The organism is Alterinioella sp., assembly GCF_058343375.1.
Genome location: NZ_JBTUJH010000093.1, coordinates 1 through 18,477, shown reverse-complemented (window position 1 = coordinate 18,477; position 18,477 = coordinate 1). Strand labels below are relative to the sequence as shown.

Annotated in this window: 15 protein-coding genes; 6 read left to right on the top strand and 9 right to left on the bottom strand. The window is 63.2% G+C overall.

Annotated elements, in window-relative coordinates:
- The 3 genes from ACW8PS_RS13465 to ACW8PS_RS13455 form a co-directional block, all read left to right on the top strand.
- Positions 1-1,389 (top strand): topoisomerase C-terminal repeat-containing protein (locus tag ACW8PS_RS13465; protein ID WP_491528000.1); only part of this gene is annotated, 1,389 nt, incomplete at its 5' end.
- Between the two features lie 259 nt (positions 1,390-1,648).
- Positions 1,649-2,242 (top strand): nitroreductase family protein, encoded by a 594-nt coding sequence (locus tag ACW8PS_RS13460; RefSeq protein ID WP_491527999.1) that lies wholly within the window; start codon positions 1,649-1,651, stop codon positions 2,240-2,242.
- Positions 2,239-2,934, top strand: coding sequence for an EI24 domain-containing protein (locus tag ACW8PS_RS13455; RefSeq protein WP_491527998.1), 696 nt, complete (start codon positions 2,239-2,241; stop codon positions 2,932-2,934). Before ACW8PS_RS13460 ends, ACW8PS_RS13455 begins: the two co-directional genes overlap by 4 nt.
- A gap of 8 nt (positions 2,935-2,942) precedes the next feature.
- Here the strand turns inward: ACW8PS_RS13455 and ACW8PS_RS13450 are convergent, their stop codons facing one another.
- Both ACW8PS_RS13450 and mce read right to left on the bottom strand, forming a co-directional pair.
- Entirely contained in the window at positions 2,943-3,221 is a 279-nt protein-coding gene (locus ACW8PS_RS13450; protein ID WP_491527997.1) for a DUF1467 family protein, read from the bottom strand.
- Entirely contained in the window at positions 3,221-3,625 is a 405-nt protein-coding gene (gene mce / locus ACW8PS_RS13445; RefSeq protein ID WP_491527996.1) for a methylmalonyl-CoA epimerase, read from the bottom strand. Before mce ends, ACW8PS_RS13450 begins: the two co-directional genes overlap by 1 nt.
- Positions 3,626-3,772: 147 nt before the next feature.
- On the opposite strand from mce, the gene ACW8PS_RS13440 reads away from it, so the two are divergent.
- The gene (locus ACW8PS_RS13440) at positions 3,773-4,492 is read left to right on the top strand and encodes a response regulator (RefSeq protein ID WP_491527995.1); all 720 of its coding nucleotides are present in this window, start codon (positions 3,773-3,775) and stop codon (positions 4,490-4,492) included.
- A gap of 124 nt (positions 4,493-4,616) precedes the next feature.
- On the opposite strand, the gene ACW8PS_RS13435 is transcribed toward ACW8PS_RS13440, so the two are convergent.
- From ACW8PS_RS13435 to aspS, 3 genes are all read right to left on the bottom strand, one after another.
- Positions 4,617-5,846 (bottom strand): DUF1501 domain-containing protein, encoded by a 1,230-nt coding sequence (locus ACW8PS_RS13435; RefSeq protein ID WP_491527994.1) that lies wholly within the window; start codon positions 5,844-5,846, stop codon positions 4,617-4,619.
- Between the two features lies 1 nt (position 5,847).
- Positions 5,848-7,209 (bottom strand): DUF1800 domain-containing protein, encoded by a 1,362-nt coding sequence (locus tag ACW8PS_RS13430; protein ID WP_491527993.1) that lies wholly within the window; start codon positions 7,207-7,209, stop codon positions 5,848-5,850.
- Positions 7,210-7,289: 80 nt separating this feature from the next.
- Positions 7,290-9,065 carry an aspartate--tRNA ligase gene (aspS, locus tag ACW8PS_RS13425; protein WP_491527992.1) on the bottom strand — a complete coding sequence of 592 codons (1,776 nt, stop codon included), beginning with the start codon at positions 9,063-9,065 and terminating at the stop codon, positions 7,290-7,292.
- Between the two features lie 197 nt (positions 9,066-9,262).
- Here aspS and ACW8PS_RS13420 point away from each other — a divergent pair, with 197 nt between their 5' ends.
- Complete coding sequence (locus ACW8PS_RS13420; protein WP_491527991.1) at positions 9,263-10,459, top strand: class I SAM-dependent methyltransferase; 1,197 nt, start codon at positions 9,263-9,265, stop codon at positions 10,457-10,459.
- Here ACW8PS_RS13420 and ACW8PS_RS13415 read toward each other — a convergent pair.
- Positions 10,444-11,115 (bottom strand): aminotransferase class IV family protein, encoded by a 672-nt coding sequence (locus ACW8PS_RS13415; protein ID WP_491527990.1) that lies wholly within the window; start codon positions 11,113-11,115, stop codon positions 10,444-10,446. The genes ACW8PS_RS13420 and ACW8PS_RS13415 overlap by 16 nt on opposite strands.
- On the bottom strand, positions 11,070-12,200 hold the full coding sequence (locus ACW8PS_RS13410) for an aminodeoxychorismate synthase component I (RefSeq protein WP_491527989.1): 1,131 nt from the start codon (positions 12,198-12,200) through the stop codon (positions 11,070-11,072). Before ACW8PS_RS13410 ends, ACW8PS_RS13415 begins: the two co-directional genes overlap by 46 nt.
- A 209-nt stretch (positions 12,201-12,409) precedes the next feature.
- Between ACW8PS_RS13410 and carB the strand changes: the two genes are divergently transcribed.
- Positions 12,410-15,754 (top strand): carbamoyl-phosphate synthase large subunit, encoded by a 3,345-nt coding sequence (carB, locus tag ACW8PS_RS13405; RefSeq protein WP_491527988.1) that lies wholly within the window; start codon positions 12,410-12,412, stop codon positions 15,752-15,754.
- A gap of 58 nt (positions 15,755-15,812) precedes the next feature.
- Here carB and ACW8PS_RS13400 read toward each other — a convergent pair whose 3' ends face one another.
- Both ACW8PS_RS13400 and ACW8PS_RS13395 read right to left on the bottom strand, forming a co-directional pair.
- Complete coding sequence (locus tag ACW8PS_RS13400; protein ID WP_491527987.1) at positions 15,813-16,595, bottom strand: carnitinyl-CoA dehydratase; 783 nt, start codon at positions 16,593-16,595, stop codon at positions 15,813-15,815.
- 6 nt (positions 16,596-16,601) lie between these two features.
- Positions 16,602-18,476: an acetate--CoA ligase family protein gene (locus ACW8PS_RS13395; protein ID WP_491527986.1), complete on the bottom strand. Its 1,875-nt coding sequence runs from the start codon at positions 18,474-18,476 to the stop codon at positions 16,602-16,604.
- Position 18,477: the final 1 nt, after the last annotated feature.

Sequence of the window (18,477 nt, the reverse complement as noted above, 5' to 3'; positions counted from 1 at the left end):
GCCAGCCAGATGGAAGGCGCACGCCTTGAGCGCACCGTGGTCGACGTGGCCAGCGCCGATGGCCAGGTGCAACTGCGCGCCACCGGCCAGGTGGTGCTGTTTGACGGCTTCATGCGCGTCTACGAGGAAGGGCGCGACGATACCCCCGACGACAAGGTGGTCGATGACGACGACAAGCGCCTGCCCCAGATCACCGAGGGCGAGGCCGCCGACAAGCGCCGCGTCACGCCTGAGCAGCACTTCACCCAGCCGCCGCCCCGCTATACCGAGGCGACCCTGGTCAAGCGCATGGAAGAGCTGGGCATCGGCCGCCCCTCGACCTATGCCTCGATCGTCACCACGATCCAGGAACGCGAATATGTCCGCAAGGAAAAGAACCGCCTGTTTCCAGAGGATAAAGGCCGCATCGTAACGATATTTCTGCTGAATTTCTTCCGCAAATATGTCGGCTATGAATTTACCGCCAATCTGGAGGAAGAGCTGGATGACGTGTCGGCAGGCCAGCGTGATTACAAGGAAGTTCTGGCCCAGTTCTGGCGCGATTTTTCCGCCGCAATCGCTGAAACCTCTGAGCTGCGCATAACGGAAGTGCTGGACAAGCTGGACGCGGCCCTGGCACCGCAGCTGTATCCGCCACGCGAAGATGGCTCTGACCCACGCATCTGCCCGCTTTGCGGCACCGGCAAACTGCATTTGAAAACCTCGAAAACGGGTGGCTTCGTTGGCTGCGGCAATTACCCTGAATGCCGCTATACGAGGCCGATCGGCGGCGCGAATGAAACCCAGGCCGGGGACAAGGTTCTGGGCGAAGACGGGGATGATGTCATCACGCTGCGTTCCGGCCGGTTCGGACCCTATGTGCAGCGCGGTGAGGCAACGCAAGAAACCCCGAAACCACCGCGCGCATCGCTGCCCAAAGGCTGGAGCGCGGATGCCATGGATCTGGAAAAGGCGCTGACGCTGTTGTCCTTGCCGCGCCAGATCGGGGTGCACCCGGAGGATGGCGAACCGGTCGAGGCTGGCATTGGTCGGTATGGGCCTTTCGTAAAACACGGCCGGATCTATGCCAATCTGCCAGAGGTCGATGAGGTCTTTACCATCGGCATGAACCGCGCAGTGGAGCTGATCGCCGAAAAATCCGCCAAACGCGGTGGGCGGTCTGCCGTGGCCCCGCTCAAGGAATTGGGTGAGCACCCCGAAAACGGCGGGCCGGTGAACGTAATGGCAGGCCGCTATGGTCCCTACGTGAAATGGGACAAGATCAATGCCACGATCCCCAAAGGCACGGAACCTGCCGACGTGACCATGGACATGGCCATTCAACTGATTGCCGAACGCGCGGCCAAGGGCGGCAAGAAGAAACCGGCACGCAAGAAAAAGGCGTCATAGATTTACTTTTGAAATGGGATCGAATTGCTGCGCAATCCGATCCATGCGAGGGGCCAGCCCCTCGCGCTCCCCGAGGTATTTCCTCCAAGATGAATAAAATTCGTCTAAAATTCGCTTCTTCTTTGTGAAAATACTCTGGGGGAGGCCGCCTTTGGCGGGCGGGGGCAAGGCCCCCAATGCCTTTCAGACCGGACCGAAGGGTTGAACTGCGCGATGTCCTCGCCAACATGAAGGCAAGAGATCCGAGCGAAAGTAGGACATGACCGAGATTGCCCCCTTGTCACCCCGCCCCGAGGTGCTTGAATTTCTACTGACCCGCCGGTCTCGCCCGGCCAAAACACTTGGTTTGCCAGTCCCTGATCGGGCCATGGTCGAGACCCTTTTGCAGGCGGCAGCGCGCAGCCCTGACCATGGCAAACTGGAACCCTGGCGCTTCATCGTGCTGGAGCGTGCCGCGTGTCAGCGGTTGGCGATCCTTACTGGCATCCGTGGCGAAGAGGCCGCAATAGACCCCGAAAAACTCGAGAAATCGCGCCGCTGCTTTGCCGAGGCCCATCTGGTTATTGCCGTGATTTCAGGGCCGACGGAGTCGGAAAAAGTGCCGCAGGTGGAACAGATCCTGTCTGCCGGTGCAGTGTGCCTGGCGCTGGTCAATGCAGGCCTTGCCGCCGGGTGGGGGGCCAATTGGCTTACCGGCTGGATGGCAATGGACCGGGAGTTTCTGACCCGTGGTCTGGATCTTGCGCCACATGAATTTGTCGCAGGCTTCGTTCATCTGGGCCGCGAAGGCGCGGTTCCGCCCGAACGCCCGCGCCCCGACCTGGCCCGCATCACCACCTGGATATCTGAATGATCCTGGGTGATTTCCTGCGCGCCCTCAGGCAATTGCCAGACCGGCGCTTTGCATCTGTGCTGTTTACCGGGCTGGCGCTGACCGTGGCCCTGCTGGTCGCGGTCTACTGGCTCTTTACGCAGCTCATCGCCTGGGTCTTCCCCGAGACCCTGACCCTGCCCTGGATCGGCGAAATCGGCGGCATTTCGACCGCAATCGGGTGGGCGGCGGTGCCGGTCATGGTGTTGGCCTCGGTCTTTCTGATGATCCCGGTGGCCTCGGCCTTTACCGGTATTTTCCTCGACCGGATCGCAAATGCGGTAGAGGACCTACATTACCCAGATTTGCCCCCCGCGCGGGCGGTGGGTTTTGTCGAAGGGGTCGCAGATGGGTTGAAATTCATGGTGCTGCTGCTGGCCGTGAACCTGCTGGCGCTGATTGGCTATATCTTCTTTGCCCCGCTCGCGCCGCTGATATTCTGGGGCGTAAACGGATTTTTGCTTGGCCGTGAATATGCGCAACTGGTGGCGCTGCGGCGTCTGGATGGCACCGGGGCCTCAGCGTTTCGCCGCCGCAATCGGGTGCAGATTTTTGCCGCGGGCGTATTGATGGCGGTGTTGCTGACGATCCCGGTGGTCAACCTTCTGGTGCCCATTCTGGGGGCCGCGACATTCACCCACCTGTTTCACCGCCTTAGGGCCAGGACCTATTGATCCTGCCCCTAAGGGGTCGGGCCGCCGAAGCGCCTGAACAGATCAATATCTTCCATGGTGATCCAACCGCCGAGGATGATGCCCACGACAATCCCCCACAGCACCAGCGCTATCGCTGTGGTCTGCAGGAATTTGCGTTTGAGCCGTGGATTTTCAGGTGCCGAACCCAATGTTCCCTTGACGGTTGTGCCAGCCTCGCCCTGCGTGGTCAGGCGCAGCGGCAGGATGACAAAAAGCGTCATGAACCAAATAACAGCGAACAGGACGCCTGCGGAAAACGGTGCCATCAGATCTGCTCCAGTTCTACAAGCGTGCCGGTGAAATCCTTGGGATGCAGGAACAGAACCGGTTTGCCATGGGCCCCGATCTTGGGTTCGCCGCCACCCAGCACACGCGCCCCTGCGGCTATCAGCCGGTCGCGCGCGGCCAGGATATCTTTGACCTCGTAACAGATATGGTGAATGCCGCCCGACGGGTTTTTCTCAAGAAAGCCCGTGATGGGGCTGTCGGCACCCAGCGGGTGCAACAATTCGATCTTGGTATTGGGCAAGTCGATGAACACGACGGTGACGCCGTGGTCGGGCTCATCCTGGGGCGGGTTCACATGCGCCCCCAGAGTGTCGCGATATTGCGCGCTGGCGGCCTCCAGATCCGGCACCGCGATGGCCACATGGTTCAGCCGTCCGATCATTGTTGCGTCCTTCATTTGGGTCTTTGCCGCATATGCGCTGTGATGGAAGAAAATGGCAAGTGGCGCGTCGCCGCGCCCCGGCGTTCACAAACTGTCAACCTTGAGCCTGTCTAATTGAAAACAGAATCGCCTTGGGGGCTTTTGGACATGGACACCGACACAGATAGACCGGATCAGGAATTGCCTTTCTTCCACCCGAAACCGACGCCACAGCGGCCCCTTGCGGGCTTGACCATTCTGGCCGTGGAAGACAGCCGTTTCGCATCTGAAGCATTGCGGCTCTTATGCCTGCGCTCCGGTGCCCGGATCAGGCGGGCCGATTGTCTGGCCTCGGCGCATCGCCATCTGAAAACCTACCAGCCCTCGGTGGCCATCGTCGATCTCGGGCTGCCCGATGGGTCCGGCCTGTCCCTGATTTCCGAGATGAACCGCGCCGCGCATCGTGTGCCCGTGCTGCTGGCCACGTCAGGGGCGGAACGTCAGGCTGCGGCGAAATCGGCGCTGGCGGTCGGGGCCGATGGTTTCCTGCCGAAACCGGTTGATACCCTGGCCGCCTTCCAGACCGAGATTTTGCGCCATCTGCCAGAGGATATGCGCCCGCAAGGGCCGCGCCCGCTGGACGGCACCGTGCTGCAACCGGATCAATTGGCGCTGCGCGAGGATCTGGCCCATGCGCTGGAATTGCTTGATCAGGACAGCCCGCCAATGGGGTATCTGCGCCGCTTTCTTCTGGGGCTGGCGCGATCGGCCCATGATACCCGCCTGCTGGAAACGGCACAGGCCTTGCCCGGCAAGCTTGCGCAGGGCGATCGCGCGCGCCTCAGGGCGCAGCTCAGCTCGAAAATGGCGGGGATGGCACCGGTCTGAAGCGGTTCGCGCTGGTGCCGCTTTGATACCGGCGGGCTTTCAGATGCATTTCGGGAAGGTCGAGAAGCCGCAGTCAACCATGTAGCAAGTTGATTTAGAGCGCGTCGCGCCACCCCCCGAAGGCTCAGCGCAACAGGCCCGGATCAGCCCCCATATCAAGCCCGGGGAAAACCTGCCCCTCAAGCGTTGCGCGGTCGGTGCCAAAAAGCCCGGCCATCGCCCAGGCTGCATAGGCGCGCAGGTCGCGGGTTGGCATCAGGTCGCGCCGGTCGAACAGATCGGCCTCCTGCAGCCCCGGCCAATCGCCCAATACCCGCCCGCCGCGCAGCGCGCCGCCGGCCATTACCAGCGCCGATCCGGTGCCATGATCGGTGCCGCCGCTGCCATTTTCCCGCAAGGTGCGGCCAAATTCGGTCATCGCCAGAACCGTGGTGCGGTCCCATTCCGGGCCAAGCCCCGCGCGCAGCCGCAAGATCGCGGTAGCCAAATGGCCAAGCGCGCGCCGGAGGGAGCCGCGCTGCGCGCGATGTGTATCCCAGCCGCCAAGCGAGAAACTGGCGATCCGCGCATCGGCGCGCAGCCGTTCGGCGGCGAAATCGGCAATCGCTGTGGGGCTTCCGGCAGGCGCGCTGCTTCGGGTCATCGCGCCCATATTTGCCATCATCTCATCGCCACCTGCATCTCCGAAACCCCCATAAAGCAGGTCGGAATAAAACTGCGCATCCTCAAATGCGGCCTGAAACAGCGGATCTTCCTGATAGACCAGCCCCAGCAGATCCGAGGTTGCCGGCGACAATGACAGGCGCGAGGCGGGCGACCATGACACCGACGGGGCCGGCCCGCGCAGGATCAGTGCCTCCTGCCGACCCACGGCCAGCGCGGTTTCGCGTGTCGTGCCGTGCAAGGTTTGCAAAAAACGGTTCAGCCAGCCATTTTCATGCACCCCTCCCTCAGAACCTTCAGACGTTCCCGCCTCCAGCAGATCCTGGCCGTCGAAATGGCTGCGCGCATTGCGATAGGGGGTCGAAACGGCATGCGCAAACCCCAACTCGCCCGCCTGCCAGAGCGGCGCGAGGTCTTGCAACCCCGGATGCAGCGCAAAGAACCCGTCCAGGTCGCGGGCCCCATTGGCCGGGCCGATCTCAAACCCCGGCCGGGCCGCCGCCAGGCCCGGATCGCCATAGGGCTGGATCACGTCCAGCCCATCCATCGCGCCGCGCAGAATGATCACCACCAGGCGGTTCTCGGTCGGCAGCGAGGCCAGCGCCACCGGCGTGATCAGCGGGCTGGCCGCTGCCGAACATCCCAGAACGGCCGATCGCAGCATCATCTCGCGGCGGGTCATGGTGGCCATGTCAGCTCCTCATGAAATCGGGCGAGGCCAGGATGATCCCGACCCCTTCGGCGCGCGTTTCGGCCCGCGCGGCGGCCCAGTGCAGGGTCTCGCCCGCCGTATCGCCCAGACAGGTGGTGACGAAGTCGCGCGGATCCGGCAACCGGCGGCGCATCCGCGATGGCACCGACATGGCCCAGCCAACCCGTGCCGCCAGCGCAGTTGGATGAATCCATTCCGGGTCATCATCGAAAAACCCGTCCGGGCCCGCCGCCCCCTGCCAGCGCTGCCCCATCGCCACCATCGGAAGATTGGCCCATTGATTTATGGCCCGATGCGGGGCCTGGGCGATCCGGTCGGGAACCACGCCAAGCGCGCGCAGACCCGAGACCACGAAATGAAACGGCCGCTTGACCCGGCCGGGTCCGGGTGCCCAGGCCGCATCATGGGCCAGCATCGCCTGCATCACCGCCGCCAGGTCGCCGCCGGTTTGCAGATAGGTCGCCGTCATCGTGTCCACCAGCCCCGGATCGGGTCGGTCGGACAGGAAATAATCCGCCAGTTTGGTGCTCAGATGCCGGGCCGTCTGCGGGTGCAGCGCCAAATCGCGCAAGGCGTCGCGCAGATCATCCAGCGATGCCGGACCCGCCCCGCCATAGCGCATGCCCAAAATCTCCTCGGGGCCAGGTTCGGCATTGCCGGGGCGAAACACCATCTCGCGCCCGCGCGCCAGCCCGATTCCGGTCAAAAGCTCGGCCATCTGGCGCACATCGCGCTGCGTGTAGCCGGAATTGACACCAAGCGTATGCAATTCCAGCAATTCGCGCGCCAGGTTTTCGTTCAGACCGCGGCCACGGGCCAACCCGTTTGGCGAATTCGGCCCGATCGAGCCATCCTGATCGAGGTAGAGGATCATCACCGGATGCAGGATTGCCGCCTCCAGCATGTCCCCGAACCGCCCGGCCAGATGCGGGCGAATGGCCGCGTCGATATAGGCCGAGATCGAGCCCTGCATCACCGCGCGCTGGCCCACGGTGGTGAAGTGATCGGCCCAGAACCATGCCAGACGTTCGCGCAAGCCATCTTCGGTCGCTACCCCGCGGGCCAGCGATATGGCCAGCTGCCGGGACCTGGCCGCGCGCATGATACCGCGCGCCGCGGCCCGACGTTCGGCCCCGTTTTCGGCCCCGCGCGCGGCGCGCAATTCCGACCGATAGGCCTGCGCGGCAAGGGCGCGGGTGGCGAAATCTTCCTGGCGGTAGCTCTGCGCCATCCGGTCGGGGCCGGTCAGCCGCTCGATCAGCGCCTCGGGATCAGGCAGGCGAAGGCCCGGGCGCAATCCGGTGCCGAACCGTATCTGGGCAAGCGTCGCGCGGCTGGTCATGGGGTGGGGTCCGAGCAGGTTGTTCGCCATCACCCTAGCGCCGCTGCACGCCAGCCCGAAACGATATCTGGCCCGCGCCGCTAATCTTGCGGGATAACGCGCAGGCCCAGTTCCATCAACTGTTCGGCTGCCGGCTCGGATGGGGCATCCATCATCAGATCTTCGGCGCGCTGGTTCATCGGAAACAGGATGACCTCGCGGATATTGGCCTCATCGGCCAAGAGCATCACGATCCGGTCGATCCCGGCCGCACATCCGCCATGCGGCGGCGCGCCATAGGTGAAGGCATTGACCAGGCCGCCAAAACGCTTGCGCACTTCCGCCTCATCATATCCCGCCAGTTCGAACGCCTTGAACATGATCTCGGGCTGGTGGTTCCGAATCGCCCCCGACACCAGCTCATAGCCGTTACAGGCCAGGTCATACTGATAGCCCAGAGCCTCCAGCGGGTCGCCCTGCAACGCCGCCATTCCGCCCTGCGGCATCGAAAACGGGTTATGGGAAAAGTCGATCTTGCCGGTTTCCTCATCGGCCTCATAGAGAGGGAAATCGACGATCCAGCAGAACGCGAACCGGTTTTGTTCGGTCAGGCCCAGCTCATCGCCGATCACCACACGGGCGCGGCCGGCAACGGCCTCAAAGACCGACGGCTTGCCACCCAGGAAAAACGCCGCATCGCCTTTGCCCAGGCCCAGTTGCAGGCGGATGGCCTCGGTGCGTTCCGGCCCGATATTCTTGGCCAGCGGGCCGGCGGCTTCGGTGCCGTTTTCACCGTCGCGCCAGAAAATATACCCCATCCCCGGCAGACCCTGTTCCTGTGCGAACTTGTTCATCCGATCACAGAATTTGCGGCTGCCGCCGCCATGGGCCGGAATGGCGCGGATTTCCGTGCCTTCATGCTCCAGAAGCCTGGCAAAAATGGCAAAGCCGCCGCCGCGAAAATGCTCCGACACATCCTGCATCTTGATCGGGTTGCGCAGGTCGGGCTTGTCAGTGCCATACCAGCGCGCCGCATCCTTGTAAGAGATCTGCGGCCACAGTTTATCGACCTTGTGACCGCCGCCGAACTCCTCGAAAATCCCCTCGATCACCGGCTGGATGGTGTCGAACACATCCTGCTGCGTGACAAAGGACATCTCCATGTCCAACTGGTAGAAATCGGTGGGCGAACGGTCGGCGCGCGGGTCTTCGTCGCGAAAACAGGGCGCGATCTGGAAATATTTGTCAAAGCCCGACACCATCAACAGCTGCTTGAATTGCTGCGGGGCCTGCGGCAGGGCGTAGAACCGGCCCGGATGCTGGCGGCTCGGCACCAGAAAATCACGCGCACCTTCCGGGCTGGAGGCGGTGATGATCGGGGTCTGGAACTCGTTGAAACCCTTGGCCCACATGCGTTGCCGGATTGATCGGACAACATCGGAGCGCAGCTTCATATTGGCCTGCATCTTTTCCCGGCGCAGATCAAGAAAGCGATAGCGCAGGCGGGTTTCCTCCGGATATTCCTGATCGCCGAATACCATCAGCGGCAGCTCCTGCGATGCGCCAAGCACCTCCAGACCGCGCGCGAAAACCTCGACCTCACCGGTGGGCAGGGTCGGGTTTATCAGGCTCGGGTCGCGCGCCAGAACGATGCCGTCGATGCGGATGCAGAATTCGGACCGGATATTTTCGAGATCAGCAAAGACCGGGCTGTCGCCATCGGCGATGACCTGCGTGATGCCGTAATGGTCGCGCAAGTCGATGAACAACACGCCGCCATGGTCGCGCACGCGGTGCACCCATCCCGACAGGCGCACGGTTTCGCCAACATTGTCTTTGGTCAATTCGGCGCAAGTCTGGCTGCGATAGGCGTGCATGGGGGGGGTCCCTTCGGGGCTGGAATATCACCGCGCCGATACAGCGCCTCAGAGCCGGGAAGTCAAGGCATCAGACGCGCAGGTGACGACCCATTGCGCAAAGCCCAATGGCAAACGCTTGTATTTGCCGCAGAATTCGGCACTCTACAAGCTCTAAAAGACCGGAACATATAAGGGGACAGAAAGGAAGCGGGTCAATGTGGGAGCGTCTTTTTGACCATATGATGCGCAGCTTCGTCAGTGTGGGTCGCCTTGACGTGACCCTGGCGAATGGTCAAAGGCGCAGCTATGGGGGCGCGCCGGGGCCGCAGGTGGCGATGCAGTTTCGCACGCCCGATCTGCCCCGCAAACTGGTGCTGAGCACTGAAATGGCCCTGGGCGAAGGCTATATGAACGGCGATCTTACGCTTGAGGGCGATGACCTGCGCGGGTTTCTGGCCTTTCTGGCGATGAATGCCGAGCGTTCAAACCATCTGTGGTGGCGCCGGTCGACCTATTGGATGCGCCGGGCCCGGCGCCGGTTCGATCAATGGAACCCGGCCCACCGGGCCCGCGAAAACGTGGCGCATCACTATGATCTTTCGGCGCGGCTCTATGATCTGTTCCTGGATTCGGACCGGCAATATTCCTGTGCGTATTTCACCCGACCCGACCTCAGCCTTGAGGACGCGCAAGCCGCCAAAAAAGCGCATATTGCCAAAAAGCTCTGCCTTCGCCCGGGGATGCGCGTGTTCGAGATCGGCAGCGGATGGGGCGGGCTGGCGCTGAGCCTGGCGCGCGATCACGGGGTCGAGGTTCTGGGCGTGACGCTGTCGAGCGAACAACATGCCTGGGCCACCGAACGCGCCCGGGCCGAGGGGCTTTCAGACCGGGTCCGGTTCGAACTGAAAGATTACCGCGCTGTGACCGGACAGTTCGACCGCATCGTCTCGGTCGGCATGTTCGAACATGTCGGCGTGCCGCATTACCGGCAGTATTTCGACGTCGTGCGCAACCGGCTGGCAGATAGCGGCGTGGCGCTGATCCACACTATCGGGCGCGCCGCGCCGCCCGGCACCACAAGCCCCTGGATCACAAAATACATCTTTCCCGGCGGCTATGTCCCGGCCTTGTCCGAAATGAGCCAGGCCTTTGAAAAGGCAGGGCTCTATCAGACCGATATAGAGATCTGGCGGCTGCATTACGCCGAAACGCTGAAACATTGGCAGGACCGGTTCGAGGCGAAATCGGACCAGGCGGCAGCGCTTTATGACGACCGGTTCGTGCGCATGTGGCGCTTCTACCTTGCCGCCAGTGAAATGACCTTTCGCCATGGCCGCCAATGCGTGTTTCAGGTGCAACTGGCCCGCGCCCAGGACGCCGTGCCGCTGACCCGCGCCTATATGGCGGAATAACCCCCGGCAAGATGCGCCATCACGGCCGGGATCTCGCCGCGCAGCGCATTGCCCAGATGCAACGCGGTGGCGCTGTCCAGCATGTCGGGCGTGACCACCGCCTCCGCCACCGCGCCGCCGGCCAGCAATTCGGCCCGCAAGATCCCCGGCAGGCAGCCGGAACTTAGCGGCGGCGTCACCCGGCGGCCATCGGCACAGGTGACAAAGAGGCTGGTGATCGTGCCTTCACAAATCTCACCGCGGTCATTCAGGAACAAAAGCTCGTCAATGCCGGCGGGCAGATGGTCGCGGGCGCGGTCATACAGGGCGCGCTGCGTGGTCTTGTGGCGCAGCCAGACATCCGAGGCGTCCAGGCGCGGGCCGGCAAACCCGACCCGCCAGGGCCGTTGCGACGCAGCGGGCAGATGGGACCAGGTCAGATCGGCCACCCCGTCACGGCCCAGGGTCAGCCGACAGCGCAACGCTCTGTCGCCCGACAGGCCTGCGATCAGGGCGAAAATATGGGCGTGATCGACCGGAAAGCCGAACAGGCGGGCCGAGCTTGACAGCCGCGCCAGATGCGCCTCAAGCCGGGCAACACCGCGCCCGGGATGCCAGCCAAAGGTTTCGATCAGGCGGGTTCCGGGTGGAACCGGGTCAGAAAACGAGCTTTCCACAACGCCTCCTCATACTCAGATGGGGCGGTGCTGTCCCAGATCACGCCGCCCCCGACATTTACTACGGAACGGCCTGATTTTTCGCGCAATACGGTGCGGATGGCAACATTGAACTCGGACCGTCCATCGGGGGCCGCCCACCCGATCGAGCCGCAATAGATCTCGCGCGGCCAGGGTTCCAGATCGCGGATCACCTGCATGGCGCGCAGTTTCGGCGCGCCGGTCACCGATCCGCAGGGGAAAAGCGCGCGCAGAATATCAGACAATGTGACGCCTGCGCTCAGGCGGCCTTCGATCTGCGAGACCATCTGATGCACCGTGGCATAGGTCTCGACCTTGAACAGCTCCGGCACCCGCACCGATCCAGGCTGACAGACCCGTGCGATATCATTGCGCAGCAGATCCACGATCATCAGGTTTTCGGCCTGATTCTTTTCATCCACCGCCAGCGCGTCGCGCGCCCGCGCATCTTCCTGCGGGTCATTGCCGCGCGGGGCCGTGCCCTTCATCGGCCGCGTCTGAATGCGCCCGCCCGCATCGGTGCGGAAAAAAAGCTCGGGGCTGCGCGACGCGATATCGGGGCCGTCGGCCTGCTCGATCAACACGCCATGGTTGACCGGCTGATGCACCATCATTGCCTGATACAGCGCCGCGGCACTGGATCCGGCCAAGTCAAGATCCATCGGAAAGGTCAGATTGGCCTGATACAGATCGCCCGCCCCGATCAGCGCATGCAGCGCGGCAAAGGCATCGCCATAGCGTCGCGGACTCCACCTTGCGGCGATGTATACAGGTCGCAATGTCGTGGCCGGTGTCGCTCCGGCCGCCACCGGCCCGTCAAAAACCCCGAACGAGATCAAGGGCAAGCGCCGATTCGCGGGCATCAGGGGGGCCAGGCGCGGCTCCAGCGCATAGCCCAGCTCATAGCTCGCATAGCCCGCCAGCCAGAACCCTTCGGCGCGCGCCGCATCCAGCGCCGCCAGCGCGCCCGGCACATCGGCGGTGTCACGTGCCACGATCATCGCGCGCGGGCCCTCGAACCCGGCGCGGGTGCCATCCGGCCCGTGATCAAACGTAATGCGCATTGCGGTGCCGGCCCTGACCCGATGATTCCATTGGCCGGTCTCTAGCGTGTTTTGCCCCGCCCCAACAGCAATGGATGCAAGGCCCGGCAAGATTCCTGCCCACCCCCCCTTGCGCCGCCCCCCGTAATCCCTAAAACGCAGAAGAATTTGCGCGCCGGAGGCTCCATTTCTTCCGCCGCGTTCACCTGATTGCCGCCGGGGATGCCTTGATGCCAAAAAGAACCGATATCCAATCCATCATGATTATCGGCGCGGGGCCCATCGTCATCGGTCAGGCCTGTGAGTTTGATTATTCCGGAACCCAGGCCTGCAAGGCCCTGCGCGAGGAAGGCTACCGGGTCATTCTGGTCAATTCGAACCCGGCCACGATCATGACCGATCCCGGCCTGGCCGATGCCACCTATATCGAGCCGATCACGCCCGAGATTGTCGCCAAGATCATCGAGAAAGAACGCCCCGACGCGCTGTTGCCCACGATGGGCGGCCAGACCGGGCTGAATACCAGCCTGGCGCTGGAAGAAATGGGCGTGCTGGAGAAATTCGGCGTCGAGATGATCGGGGCCAAGCGCGAGGCCATCGAAATGGCCGAAGATCGCAAGCTGTTCCGCGAGGCGATGGACCGGTTGGGCATCGAGAACCCCAAAGCCACGATCGTGACCGCGCCAAAGCTGGAAAACGGCAGGTCCGACCTTGATGCCGGCCTGCGTATCGCGCTGGATGCATTGGACGATATCGGCCTGCCCGCCATCATCCGCCCCGCCTACACACTGGGCGGAACCGGCGGCGGGGTGGCCTATAACCGGGAAGATTACGAACATTTCTGCCGCTCGGGCATGGATGCCTCGCCGGTGGGTCAGATTCTGATCGATGAATCGCTGCTTGGCTGGAAAGAGTTCGAGATGGAGGTGGTGCGCGACTCGGCCGACAATTGCATCATCGTCTGTGCCATCGAAAACATCGATCCGATGGGCGTCCATACCGGCGATTCCATCACCGTCGCACCCGCCCTGACCCTGACCGACAAGGAATATCAGATCATGCGCAACGGCTCGATTGCCGTGCTGCGTGAGATTGGGGTGGAGACCGGCGGCTCCAACGTGCAATGGGCCATCAACCCCGAAGACGGCCGCATGGTGGTGATCGAGATGAATCCGCGCGTCAGCCGGTCCTCGGCGCTGGCCTCCAAGGCCACCGGCTTCCCGATCGCCAAGATCGCCGCCAAACTTGCCGTGGGCTATACGCTCGATGAGCTGGACAATGACATCACCAAGGTCACGCCCGCATCCTTCGAGCCGACCATCGATTATGTCGTCACCAAGATCCCGCGCTTTGCCTTTGAAAAATTTCCCGGCGCAAAACCATATCTGACCACGGCCATGAAATCGGTGGGCGAGGCGATGGCCATCGGCCGCACCATCCATGAAAGCCTGCAAAAGGCGCTGGCCTCGATGGAAACCGGCCTGACCGGGTTTGACGAGATCGACATCCCCGGCGCCCCCGACAAGGCGGCCGTGTCCAAAGCGCTCAGCGAACAGACCCCCGACCGTATCCGGGTCATCGCGCAGGCCATGCGCGAAGGCCTGTCGGATGACGAGATCCAGGCCATCACCGCGTTCGACCCCTGGTTCCTCGCGCGCATCCGCGAGATCGTCGACACAGAGGCCGGTATTCGCAAAAACGGCCTGCCCGTGACCGAAGACGGCCTGCGCGCGCTCAAGATGATGGGCTTTACCGATGCCCGTCTGGCCAAACTGACGGGCCGCGATGAGGCCAATGTGCGCCGCGCCCGGATCAATCTTGGCGTGGTCGCGCAATTCAAGCGGATCGACACTTGCGCGGCAGAGTTCGAGGCGCAGACGCCTTACATGTATTCAACTTATGAACACAGCGTCATGGGTGAAGCAGAATGTGAGGCTCGCCCCTCAAACGCCCGGAAAATCGTGATTTTGGGCGGTGGACCCAACCGGATCGGTCAGGGCATCGAATTTGACTATTGCTGCTGTCATGCCTGCTATGCCCTGACCGATGCGGGCTATGAGACGATCATGATCAACTGCAACCCGGAAACCGTCAGCACCGATTACGACACCTCCGACCGGCTCTATTTCGAACCCCTCACCTTTGAACATGTGATGGAGATCATGCGCGTCGAGCAGGAAAGCGGCACCCTGCACGGCGTCATCGTTCAGTTCGGCGGCCAGACACCGCTGAAACTGGCCAATGCGCTGCAAGAGGCCGGGATTCCCATCCTCGGCACCTCGCCCGACGCCATTGATCTGGCCGAAGACCGCGAAAGATTTCAGGATCTGGTCAACAGATTGGGTCTGAAACAGCCCGTCAACGCCATCGCATCCACCGATCAGCAGGCCCGCGAGGCAGCAGAAAAACTGGGCTATCCGCTGGTCATCCGCCCCTCTTACGTGCTTGGCGGCCGCGCCATGGAAATCGTGCGCGATACCGCCCAGCTCGAACGCTATATTTCCGAGGCCGTGGTGGTGTCCGGCGACAGCCCCGTCCTGCTCGACAGCTATCTTTCCGGCGCGGTCGAGGTTGATGTCGATGCGCTCTCGGATGGCGAAAACGTCCATGTCGCGGGCATCATGCAACATATCGAGGAGGCCGGCGTGCATTCCGGCGACAGCGCCTGTTGCCTGCCGCCGCATTCGCTGCCGCCCGAGATCATCGCCGAGCTGACCATCCAGACCGTGGCGCTGGCGCGCGGGCTCAATGTGGTCGGCCTGATGAATGTGCAATTTGCGGTAAAAGACGGCGAGATTTTCCTGATCGAGGTCAATCCGCGCGCCTCGCGCACCGTGCCTTTCGTCGCCAAAGCCACCGATTCTGCCATCGCCTCGATTGCCGCGCGGCTGATGGCGGGCGAAAAACTCAGCAGCTTTGCCCATCGCGGCCCCTACCCGGCCGATGCCAAGCCTGGCACCCTGCCAATGGCCGATCCGATGACGCTGGCCGACCCGGCAATGCCGTGGTTCTCGGTCAAAGAGGCGGTGCTGCCCTTTGCCCGTTTCCCCGGTGTCGACACCATTCTGGGCCCCGAAATGCGCTCCACCGGCGAGGTGATGGGCTGGGATGTCTCGTTTCCCCGCGCCTTCCTCAAGGCCCAGATGGGGGCCGGAACAATACTGCCCGAATCCGGTCTGGTCTTTATCTCGATCAAGGATACCGACAAGACCCCGATGATGCTGGAGGCTGCGAAAATCCTTGTGGATCTGGGCTTTGGCCTTGTCGCCACCCGCGGCACCGCGGCTTGGCTGTCAGATCACGACCTGCCCTGCGACGTGGTCAACAAGGTCTATGAGGGCCGCCCCGACATCGTCGATATGCTGAAAGACAATCGCGTCGCGATGGTGCTGAACACCACCGAAGGCGCGCAAGCCGTCGAAGACAGCCGCGAGATCCGCTCGGTCGCGCTTTATGACCGGATCCCCTATTTCACCACCGCCGCCGGGGCCCATTCAGCGGCCCTGGCGATACGTGCCGCGCGCGAAGGCGATATCGGCGTGCAAAGCCTGCAGGCGGGAACGGTGGCAGAGTAAGATCATTCCTGCCAGCGCCGGGGCCCTGCCACAGGGCCCGACGCGGCGTTGAGCATGCTTACCGCCCCTTCCAGACCGGATCCCGCTTTTCGGCGAATGCCCTGGCCCCCTCAAGCTGATCCTCGGAGCGGTAGAGTTTTTCCACCGTCTCGAACTGGCTGCGGGTGATCCGGTTCATCGCATCCTGAAAGCTCTTATCCTCCGCCTCGCGCACGATCTCCTTGATCGCGGCATAGACGAGCGGCGGGCCAGAGGCCAGGATATCAGCCATTTCACGCGCCTTATCAAGCAGTTGCGCGCCGGGGTGGATCTGGTTGATCATGCCCCAGCGATAGGCCTCCTCGGCATCGATCCAACGCCCGGTGAACAGCATTTCCATCGCAATATGATAGGGAATGCGCTTGGGCAGCTTGACGGAAGCCGCATCGGCAACCGTGCCGGACCGGATCTCGGGCAGGGCAAAACGGGCGTGATCGGCGGCCAGGATGATATCAGCCGACAGCGCCAGCTCCAGCCCGCCGCCGCAGGCAATGCCATTCACCGCCGCAATCACCGGTTTGTTCAGCCCGCGCAATTCCTGCAAACCGCCAAACCCGCCCTTGCCGTAATCGCCATCCACCGCGTCGCCATCGGCCGCCGCTTTCAGATCCCATCCGGGGCAAAAGAATTTCTCGCCCGCGCCGGTGATGATCGCGACCCGCAGATCCGGATCATCGCGGAAATCAGTAAAGACATCGCCCATGATCCGGCTGGTCGCAAGGTCAATCGCATTGGCCTTGGGGCGATCCAGCGTGACCTCCAACACATAGCCGCGACGCTCTGTTTTTATTGGGTTTTCCATGTTTCTCTACTCCCTGGCCCTGATCAATGCGTCGGCGGCGATGGCCGCGTCGGGGGTGCAGATCAGCGGGTTCACCTCGACCTCCGCCACCCGGCCCCGATGCGCGACAACGTAATCCTGCACCGCCAGCACCGCCTTGACCACCGCCTTCATATCCACCGCCGGCGCGCCGCGATAGCCCGTCAGCACCGGCGCATATCCGAGCCGCATCAGCGCCGCCTCGATCTCTGCCCCCGTCACCGGCAACAGCATGCTCACGCTATCGGCCATCACCTCGCTCAACACGCCGCCCGCCGCCAGCGTCAACACATAGCCATGCGCCGGGTCCAGCACCACGCCCAGCAGCAATTCGGCCACCCCATCGGTGACCATTTCTTCCAGCAAAAACGCGTCCCCCGGCATGGCATCGGCCGCGTCGCGCACCGCCCCTGCGCTGGTCAGGTTCAGGGCCACGGCACCGGCTTCGGTCTTATGGGCCAGGCCGACCCCCTTGAGCACGACGGGAAACCCGATTTCAACCGCCGCGTGGGCGGCCTCGGTCCGGGAGACATGGCGGGAAACGGGCACGGAAAGCCCATATTCGGCCAAAGCGGATTTGGCGGCCCCTTCTGTTAAAACACACGTGTATTCAACCGCTTGCGGCAACAGAACCGGTGCCGACATGGCGGGCAGTTCCATCGCTGCCACCTCAATAGCGGCGATCGCGTCAGACAGCCCGCATAGCGGGGCCACGCCCTGGGCCATCATCGCCTCGCAGACCGGTTCGGGCAGGGATTCGGGCAGGCTTGAGACCAGCGCCATCGGCACGCCGCGCGCCTCTTGCGTGGCTTTGGCGGCGCGCAATACGCCATCCCAACCGTCTGACGAACACCGGTCGGGGCGCGGGAAATCCAGCACCAGACAGCCAAGCGCCAGAGACGGGTCCATCAAGGCGCAAAAGGCCCGAATCTGCGCCGCCTCATCGCCCCAGATATAGGTGTGGTAATCCAACGGATTGGCCAGCGCGACCCGGGGCCCGAGCACGGCGCGCAGATCGCGTTTCTGGGCCCGGTTCAGCGGCGGAAATTCCACGCCCCGCCCTTGTGCTGCATCGGCCATCAGGCTGGCCTCTCCGCCCGAGCAGGATGCCGAGGCGATCCGGTTCGAGGCCAGCCCGCCGGTGACATGGCATAGCTTGAGCGCCTCCAGCAATTCGGTCAGGGATGTCACCTGCCCCACGCCAAGCCGCGCCAGGAATGCCCGCGCGCCCGCATCGCTGCCGGCAAGCGATGCCGTGTGCGAAATCGCGGCCATGCGCGCCTGTTCGGACCGTCCCGCCTTCAACGCGATGATGCGCTTGCCCAAGGCCCGCGCGGTGGCCGCCAGGGCCTCGAAGGCGCGCAGATCGCCGATGCCCTCGATATGCAGGCCAAGCGCTGTAACCCGTGGGTCGCGCAGCAGAACCTGGCCGATCTCTGCCATCCCGATCTGCGCCTGATTGCCCACCGTCGCAATAAACCCAAGCGGTAACCCGCGCCTCTGCATGGTCAGGTTGATGGCGATGTTCGAACTTTGCGTCAGGATGGCAACGCCGCGATCGACCCGTTTGCCGCCATGTTGATCGGGCCATAAAAGCGCGCCGTCGAGATAGTTGATATAGCCGTAACAATTGGGGCCGAGGATGGGCATGTCGCCCGCCGCCGCCAGCAGCGCGGCCTGCAGATCCGGGCCATCGGTCATCTCGTCCCGCGCCTCGGAAAACCCCGATGCAAAGCAGACCGCGCCGCCGGCCCCCATATCCGACAGCAACCGAACCGCCTCTACTGTGGCGTTCCGATTGACCCCGATGAAACAGGCATCAGGGGCGGCCGGCAGATCCTCAGCCCGGGCGAATGCAGCCACG

What these genes read in the sequence shown, in the direction of transcription:
- ACW8PS_RS13460 (WP_491527999.1), top strand. Translation starts at nt 1,649, where the DNA reads ATGACCGAGATTGCCCCCTTGTCACCCCGCCCCGAGGTGCTTGAATTT.
- ACW8PS_RS13455 (WP_491527998.1), top strand. Translation starts at nt 2,239, where the DNA reads ATGATCCTGGGTGATTTCCTGCGCGCCCTCAGGCAATTGCCAGACCGG.
- ACW8PS_RS13450 (WP_491527997.1), bottom strand. Translation starts at nt 3,221, where the DNA reads ATGGCACCGTTTTCCGCAGGCGTCCTGTTCGCTGTTATTTGGTTCATG.
- mce (WP_491527996.1), bottom strand. Translation starts at nt 3,625, where the DNA reads ATGATCGGACGGCTGAACCATGTGGCCATCGCGGTGCCGGATCTGGAG.
- ACW8PS_RS13440 (WP_491527995.1), top strand. Translation starts at nt 3,773, where the DNA reads ATGGACACCGACACAGATAGACCGGATCAGGAATTGCCTTTCTTCCAC.
- ACW8PS_RS13435 (WP_491527994.1), bottom strand. Translation starts at nt 5,846, where the DNA reads ATGGCCACCATGACCCGCCGCGAGATGATGCTGCGATCGGCCGTTCTG.
- ACW8PS_RS13430 (WP_491527993.1), bottom strand. Translation starts at nt 7,209, where the DNA reads ATGACCAGCCGCGCGACGCTTGCCCAGATACGGTTCGGCACCGGATTG.
- aspS (WP_491527992.1), bottom strand. Translation starts at nt 9,065, where the DNA reads ATGCACGCCTATCGCAGCCAGACTTGCGCCGAATTGACCAAAGACAAT.
- ACW8PS_RS13420 (WP_491527991.1), top strand. Translation starts at nt 9,263, where the DNA reads ATGTGGGAGCGTCTTTTTGACCATATGATGCGCAGCTTCGTCAGTGTG.
- ACW8PS_RS13410 (WP_491527989.1), bottom strand. Translation starts at nt 12,200, where the DNA reads ATGCGCATTACGTTTGATCACGGGCCGGATGGCACCCGCGCCGGGTTC.
- carB (WP_491527988.1), top strand. Translation starts at nt 12,410, where the DNA reads ATGCCAAAAAGAACCGATATCCAATCCATCATGATTATCGGCGCGGGG.
- ACW8PS_RS13400 (WP_491527987.1), bottom strand. Translation starts at nt 16,595, where the DNA reads ATGGAAAACCCAATAAAAACAGAGCGTCGCGGCTATGTGTTGGAGGTC.